The organism is Terrabacter sp. P5_B1, assembly GCF_056400505.1.
The window spans coordinates 1-7090 of record NZ_JBFULD010000220.1 but is presented as its reverse complement, the minus strand read 5'-3'; the positions used below and the strand labels follow the sequence as shown (position 1 = coordinate 7090).

Genomic DNA, 7090 nt, shown 5'->3' with positions numbered 1-7090 from the left:
ACGTTCATCCGCGTGTTCGACGGGCTGATGACGGTGTCGATGTAGCCGCGCTCGGCCGCGACGTACGGGTTGGCGAGCGTCTCCTCGTAGTGCGTGATGAGCTCCTGGCGCTGGGCCTCGACGTCACCACCCTGCTCCGCGGTGTGCCCCAGCTCCTTGCGGTAGAGGATGTTGACGGCGCCCTGGGCCCCCATGACGGCGATCTGGCCGGTGGGCCAGGCGAGGTTGATGTCGGCACCGAGGTGCTTGGAGCCCATGACGTCGTAGGCGCCGCCATAGGCCTTGCGGGTGATGACGGTGATCTTCGGGACGGTGGCCTCGGCGTACGCGTAGATCAGCTTGGCGCCACGGCGGATGATGCCGTCCCACTCCTGGCCCGTGCCGGGCAGGAAGCCGGGCACGTCGACGAAGGTCAGGACCGGCACGTTGAAGCAGTCGCACGTGCGGACGAACCGCGCGGCCTTCTCGGAGGCGTCGATGTCGAGGCAGCCGGCGAACTGCATCGGCTGGTTGGCCACGACACCGACCGACATGCCGTCGATGCGGGCGAAGCCGGTGATGATGTTCGGCGCGAAGAGCGGCTGCACCTCGAGGAACTCGCCGTCGTCGACGACGTGCTCGATGACGTGCTTCATGTCGTAGGGCACGTTGGGGGAGTCGGGGATGCACGTGTCGAGCCAGCGGTCGTCGTCGGTGACGGAGAGGTCGCCGTCCCCGTCGCCGTAGGCCGGCGGGGTGTCCATGTTGTTGCTCGGCAGGTAGGACAGCAGGGCCTTGACGTAGTCGATGGCGTCCTGCTCGTCGGTGCCCATGTAGTGCGCGACGCCCGACTTGCTGTTGTGGGTCTGGGCGCCGCCCAGCTCCTCGAAGCCGACGTCCTCACCGGTGACCGTCTTGATGACGTCGGGCCCGGTGATGAACATGTGCGAGGTCTGGTCGACCATGACGGTGAAGTCGGTGATGGCGGGGGAGTAGACGGCGCCGCCGGCGCAGGGACCCATGACGAGCGAGATCTGCGGGATGACCCCGGAGGCGCGGACGTTGCGGAAGAAGATCTCGCCGTAGAGGCCGAGGGAGACGACGCCCTCCTGGATGCGGGCGCCACCGGAGTCGTTGAGGCCGATGACCGGGCAGCCGATCTTCATGGCGAAGTCCATGACCTTGACGATCTTCTCGCCGAAGACCTCGCCGAGGGAGCCGCCGAAGACGGTGAAGTCCTGGGCGAAGACGGCCACCTGGCGGCCGTCGACCGTGCCGTAGCCGGTGACGACACCGTCGCCGTAGGGACGGTTCCTCTCCTGGCCGAAGTTGTTGCTGCGGTGCCGGGCGTACTTGTCGAGCTCGATGAAGGTGCCCTCGTCGAGGAGCATCGCGATGCGCTCGCGGGCCGTCTTCTTGCCGCGCGCGTGCTGCTTCTCGACGGCGCGCTCGGAGCCGGCGTTGGCGACCTCGGCGACGCGGCGCCGGAGGTCGGCGAGCTTGCCGGCGGTGGTGGCGAGGTCGGGCGGTGCGGACGCTGGGGACGCCTGCGCCGCGGGTGTCGCGCGGTGGTCGGCCGTGCTGGTCGGCTGCTCTGCGACGACGTGATCGGTTGCCATGCTCGGCACTCTAGCCTTGTGGACGTGCGCGATTCGCTCGACATCGAGACTGTGAGTGCGGCCTTGGTCACGTCCGGACGGCCGTGGCGCGGGGTCGAGTTCCACCCCGCCCTCGGGTCGACGAACACCCGCCTGCGCGAGCTGCTCACCGGGGCGTCCCCGGCGAGCGGGGCGTATGCCGTGTCGCCGGCTGACATCGACGGCCGTGGCCTCTGGTGGGTCGTCCTCACCGACCACCAGACGGGGGGACGCGGGCGCCTCGGGCGGGCGTGGACGGTCCCGGACCGGGCGTCGCTCGCCGTCAGCGTCGCGGTGCCCGTCACCGACCCGGCCCAGGCCGGGTGGATGCCGCTGCTCGCCGGGCTCGCCCTGGCGCGTGCCGTGCGCGAGGTCTCGGAGCGGGCGGGGCGGCCGCTCACGGCCCGGCTCAAGTGGCCCAACGACGTGCTCCTCGCCGACGACGGCGACCGGAAGCTCAGCGGCATCCTCTGCGAGCTGGTCACGTCCGGCGGTCGCCAGGCGGTCGTCGTCGGGACCGGCATCAACGTCGACCAGGCCCGGAGCGAGCTGCCGGTGGAGACGGCCACGTCACTGGCCCTCGCGGGGTGCCAGGTGCGCCGCGAGGACCTCCTGCTCGTCTACCTCGACCACCTCACCCGGGTGCTCGCGGGCGCKGGTGTGCAGGACGACGCGGCGGCGGAGACGGCCGACGACGGCGCCGCGGTGCGGACGGCATACCGCTCCGCGTGCTCCACCCTCGGTCTCCACGTCCGGGTGCACCTGCCCGCCGGTGGCGCGGTCGAGGGCACCGCGGTCGCGGTCGACGACGACGGGGGTCTCGTCGTGCGCACCGGCGAGGGCACGCGGACGTTCGCCGCCGGTGACGTCGTCCACGTCCGACCCGCCGCCGGCGGACTGGCATGATCGGCCCATGACCGAGCCGGGCAGCGCTGGCACCGAGCCAGCCGGGCGGGTGAGCGAGGACTACACCGAGCAGCTGCTCGGTCGTCCGCTCGACCTGCGCCGCCGCGACGTCAGCCGCGGCGCCGAGGTGTCGCTGCTCTCGGCGCGCAAGTTCTGGCACGCCCTGGGCTTCCCCGTGGTGGACACGGACGACGAGCTGTTCACCGAGGCGGACCAGAAGGCGCTGGCGGCGGTCGCCGGCATCGTCCGGGACGGGCTCCTCGACGAGCCCACGGCGCTCGCCATGACGCGCGCCTTCGCCCGGTCGGCCGACCGCCTCGCGGGGTGGCAGTCACAGCTCATCGCCGAGGCCGTCGAGACGCACATGACGGCCGCGCTCGCCGACGAGGGTGACGACGACGACCCGGAGTCCCGCGCGGTGCCGAGCCTCGAGACCGCCACCGAGACGGCGAAGCGCCTCGCGGTGCTCACCGACCGCCTCGAGCCGCTCCTCGTCTATGCCTGGCGCCGGCACCTGTCGGCCACGGTGGCCCGCATGCTCGCCGATGCGGACCCCGAGTCCTACGGCCTGACGAAGATGCGGTCGGTGGGCTTCGCGGACCTCGTCAACTTCACGGCGCTCGTCCGTCGCATGTCCGAGCGTGACCTCGCGCGGCTCGTCTCCCGCTTCGAGGCGCTATCGGCCGACGTCATCACCGCCCACGGCGGCCGGCTCATCAAGACGGTCGGCGACGAGGTGCTCTTCACGACGGTCGGCGCGGCGCCGGCCGCGGCCATCGCGCTCGACCTCGTCGAGACGATGACGAACGACGACGTCCTGCCCGACGTGCGCTGCGGCATGGCCCGCGGCCCGATCATCAGCCGGCTCGGCGACGTCTTCGGCACGACCGTCAACCGGGCCTCCCGCCTGACGGCCGTCGCCCAGGCCGGCAGCGTGCTCGTCGACGCGACGATGGCCCGCGAGCTGGCGAGCCTCTCCGGCTTCGAGCTGACCGGGCAACGTCGCCGCATCCTGCGCGGCGTCGGACCCGTGACCCCGTCGCTCCTGCGCCGGGCGACGTCCGCTGGTCGCCGCTCCGTGTCGGGAGCCCCGGCCCCCGACCCCACCCACCGCGCCGGCTCGCCCGCCGACACGTGACCGACCGAGGAGACCGACGTATGCCGTCACTGCCGACTGGAGCCGACGCCACCGCGAGCGCGGGAGCGGACGCGCTCGTGCGCGTCGAGCGCTTCGAGGATCCCGCGCTCGCGCACGTCGCCGAGATCGTCCTCGACCGGCCGGGGGCCATGAACGCCGTGTCCACGACGATGGCCCGCGCCATCGCGGCGGCGACCGCCCGGGTCGCGGCCGACGACACCGTGCGCTGCGTCGTGCTCACCTCGAGCCACGAGAAGGCGTTCTGCGTCGGCGCCGACCTCAAGGAGCGCAACTCCTTCACGGACGCCGATCTCATGGAGCAGCGGCCGGTGGCGCGGGCGGCCTACGGCGGCGTCCTCGACCTGCCCGTGCCTGCGATCGCGGCGGTCGACGGCTTCGCGCTCGGCGGCGGCTTCGAGCTGGCCCTGTCGTGCGACGTCGTCGTCGCCGGTGAGGGGGCCGTCGTCGGCCTGCCCGAGGTCGGCGTCGGCGTCATCCCGGGCGGGGGCGGCACGCAGCTGCTCGTGCGCCGGATAGGGTGGTCGCGCGCGGCCAAGGCGATCTTCACCGCGGCCCGGATGCCCGCCCGCGAGGCACTCGAGCTCGGAGCCGTCGACGAGGTCGTGCCCGCCGGCACCGCCCGCGACCGGGCGCTCGAGCTGGCCCGGGCGATCTCGGCCAACTCACCCGTCGGCCTGCGCAACGCGAAGCGCGCGATGCGGCTCGGGGCCGACGTCAGCCTCGACGCGGGCCTCGAGATCGAGGACGCCTGCTGGCGGGCCACGGCCTTCTCGGGCGACCGGCGCGAGGGGGTCGCCGCCTTCGCGGAGAAGCGTCGTCCCGTCTGGCCCGGGCGCTGAGTCGTGGCCGCGGCGCCGCGCTTCGGGGCGGGCCGGAAAGGATCTCCAGGACGGGCGGGGCGTCAGGGTGCATTTCGGGCTGATGTGGATAGGCTCACGTCGGTCGGTGCGCCTTTGGACCGGCAGATCGTGAGGACGGTGACATGACCCGAGTGCTCCTGGCGGAGGATGACACAGCCATCTCCGAACCGCTGGCCCGTGCCCTGCGGCGGGAGGGCTACGACGTCGACGTGCGCGAGGACGGGCTGGCCGCGCTCGACGGTGCCAAGGAGAACCCAGACCTCGTGCTCCTCGACCTCGGGCTGCCGAAGATCGACGGCCTCGAGGTGTGCCGTCGCATCCGGGCCGAGGGGCGCGCCATCCCCGTGCTCATCCTCACGGCGCGCGCCGACGAGGTCGACACCGTCGTGGGCCTCGACGCCGGCGCCGACGACTACGTCACCAAGCCGTTCCGGCTCGCCGAGCTGCTCGCTCGCGTGCGGGCGCTGTTGCGTCGCACCCCCACCGAGGTCGCGGCGACCGGCGAGCTCGTCCGCATCGACTCCGAGGGGCGCCGGGCCTGGTTCAAGGGCGAGGAGCTTCAGCTCACCGCCAAGGAGTTCGACCTGTTGCGGGTCCTCGTGCGCGAGCAGGGCAAGGTCGTCTCCCGTGAGCAGCTGATGCGCGAGATCTGGGACACGGCGTGGTTCGGCTCCACGAAGACCCTCGACATGCACATCTCCGTCCTGCGCCGCAAGCTCGGCGACGACGCGACCTCGCCGCAGTACATCGCCACGGTCCGTGGCGTCGGCTTCCGCTTCGAGCGCCCTCAGGTCGACTGACCGTGCGCCGGGTGCTCGACCGGATGGCCCTTGTCGCGGCAGTCGTCAGCGCCGGGTTGTTCGTCCTGCTCTCGACCGTCGTCGTCGCGTGGGCCGTGACGCAGCGACCGGACGCCATCACCTCGTGGGTCGTCTCCGACCCCTCCGTCGGTGTCCTCCGGTTCGGCGCTCTCATCCTGGGGGTGGGCGCCATCAGCGGCGGTGCGGCCTATCTGAGCACGCGGGGCGCCCGGGCCCGCGTCGAGCAGTCGTCGCAGGAGCTCGTCCAGCTCGCGGACCGCTTCGCCGCGGGGGAGGCCCGCCTGACGCCGGTGCACTCCGACATCGACGAGATCGACCACGTGTCAGGGGTCATGAACCGTCGCGCCCACGACATGACGAAGTCGCTCGCCGCCGAGCGGGACTTCGCCGCCGACGCCTCGCACCAGCTGCGCACCCCGCTGACGGCCCTGCTCATGCGCCTCGAGGAGATCTCCGAGACCGACGACGCCGAGGTGGTCAAGGAGGAGGCCACCATCGCCATCGCCCAGGTCGAGCGCCTGACCCGGGTCGTCGACGACCTCCTCGGCCGCACCCGCGGGTCCGGCGGGCCGTCCCCGGCGGTGTCGCTCGACTCCGTCATCGCCGCGCTGCAGCGTGAGTGGCAGCCCGCCTTCGAGCAGGCCCGGCGCTCGGTTCGGGTGCGCGGTGAGCGAGGCCTCTTCGTCCGGTCGACGCCGGTCGCCCTGTCGCAGGTGCTCTCGACGCTCCTCGAGAACTCCCTCGTGCACGGTCGCGGCACGGTCGACGTCCACGCCCGCCGGTCCGGCCCGTCGGTCATCATCGAGGTCAGCGACCAGGGGGACGGGGTGCCCGCGGCCATGGCGCCGCACATCTTCGAGCGCTCGGTCAGCAGCGGGGCCGGTGGCAGCACCGGTCTCGGGCTCGCCCTGGCGCGCGACCTCGCCGAGTCCAACGGCGGCCGCCTCGACCTCGTCCAGGCCCAGCCGGCGCGCTTCGCGCTCTTCCTCTCCGAGGCGGAGACGGACTGACCCGTCCCGGCGGTCCCGTCCCGCCGGGGACACTCGGCCGCGCGGGATAGGGTGCCCCGGTGAGGCGCCTGCGTGAGTTCCTGTTCGTGCGCCACCGGCACAACTGGCTGCTGCTGCTCCGGTTCGCGGTCGTGGGCGCCACCGGCGTGCTCGTCAACCTGCTGACGCTCGTCATCGTCAAGAAGCTCGGCCCGGGCTTCAACCAGGCCATCGTCCCGGTGCCCGGCACCGAGTTCAACGTCCGCTGGTACCACGCCTACTCGACCTTCGCTTTCCTCGTCGCGAACCTCTGGAACTTCCAGCTGAACCGGACCTGGACGTTCCGCACGAGCAAGCACGCGCGGTGGTGGCACGAGTACTGGCCGTTCCTCGCGGTCGGGCTCCTCGGACAGGTCGTCGGCCTGGTGCTGCTGACCCTGCTCATGCACCTCGACTCGCCGATCCACCTGTCGCCCACCGTGCTCGACGACTCCACCGGCTTCCGCACGCGGCTCTACTGGGCCCAGCTCATCGTCATCGTCGTCGTCACCCCGATCTCGTTCGTGCTCAACAAGCTGTGGACCTTCGCGGCGGTGCGCGCGCACCACCCCGACCTCGCCGACCCGAGCCACGCCGAGGCGGCGCTGACCGACGAGGGCCCCGACGGCGGACCGAGCGCGGGTCAGCCGGCGAGCGCCGGGCCGGGCCGCCGCGACCGCCGCGCCTGACGCCGACTACC

Annotated in this window: 7 protein-coding genes; 6 read left to right on the top strand and 1 reads right to left on the bottom strand. The window is 72.4% G+C overall.

All coding sequences use genetic code 11. The features are described 5' to 3' along the window. Positions 1–1598 (bottom strand): acyl-CoA carboxylase subunit beta (locus AC1DP0_RS15150; RefSeq protein WP_478085540.1); only part of this gene is annotated, 1598 nt, incomplete at its 3' end. Between the two features lie 24 nt (positions 1599–1622). On the opposite strand from AC1DP0_RS15150, the gene AC1DP0_RS15145 reads away from it, so the two are divergent. The 6 genes from AC1DP0_RS15145 (at position 1623) to AC1DP0_RS15120 (ending at position 7079) form a co-directional block, all read left to right on the top strand. Further along, positions 1623–2522: a biotin--[acetyl-CoA-carboxylase] ligase gene (locus tag AC1DP0_RS15145; protein ID WP_478085538.1), complete on the top strand. Its 900-nt coding sequence runs from the start codon at positions 1623–1625 to the stop codon at positions 2520–2522. 7 nt (positions 2523–2529) lie between these two features. Then, positions 2530–3660 (top strand): adenylate/guanylate cyclase domain-containing protein, encoded by a 1131-nt coding sequence (locus AC1DP0_RS15140; RefSeq protein ID WP_478085536.1) that lies wholly within the window; start codon positions 2530–2532, stop codon positions 3658–3660. 20 nt (positions 3661–3680) lie between these two features. After that, complete coding sequence (locus AC1DP0_RS15135; RefSeq protein WP_478085534.1) at positions 3681–4520, top strand: enoyl-CoA hydratase-related protein; 840 nt, start codon at positions 3681–3683, stop codon at positions 4518–4520. A 143-nt stretch (positions 4521–4663) separates the two neighbouring features. Next, the gene (locus AC1DP0_RS15130; RefSeq protein WP_442280591.1) at positions 4664–5341 is read left to right on the top strand and encodes a response regulator transcription factor; all 678 of its coding nucleotides are present in this window, start codon (positions 4664–4666) and stop codon (positions 5339–5341) included. Positions 5342–5343: 2 nt separating this feature from the next. Beyond that, positions 5344–6372: a sensor histidine kinase gene (locus AC1DP0_RS15125; RefSeq protein WP_478085530.1), complete on the top strand. Its 1029-nt coding sequence runs from the start codon at positions 5344–5346 to the stop codon at positions 6370–6372. Positions 6373–6431: 59 nt separating this feature from the next. Then, complete coding sequence (locus AC1DP0_RS15120; RefSeq protein ID WP_478085528.1) at positions 6432–7079, top strand: GtrA family protein; 648 nt, start codon at positions 6432–6434, stop codon at positions 7077–7079. The last annotated feature ends 11 nt before the right edge of the window (positions 7080–7090 follow it).

Coding starts and splice junctions, on each gene's coding strand:
- AC1DP0_RS15140 (WP_478085536.1), top strand. CDS start 2,530: ATGACCGAGCCGGGCAGCGCTGGCACCGAGCCAGCCGGGCGGGTGAGC.
- AC1DP0_RS15135 (WP_478085534.1), top strand. CDS start 3,681: ATGCCGTCACTGCCGACTGGAGCCGACGCCACCGCGAGCGCGGGAGCG.
- AC1DP0_RS15130 (WP_442280591.1), top strand. CDS start 4,664: ATGACCCGAGTGCTCCTGGCGGAGGATGACACAGCCATCTCCGAACCG.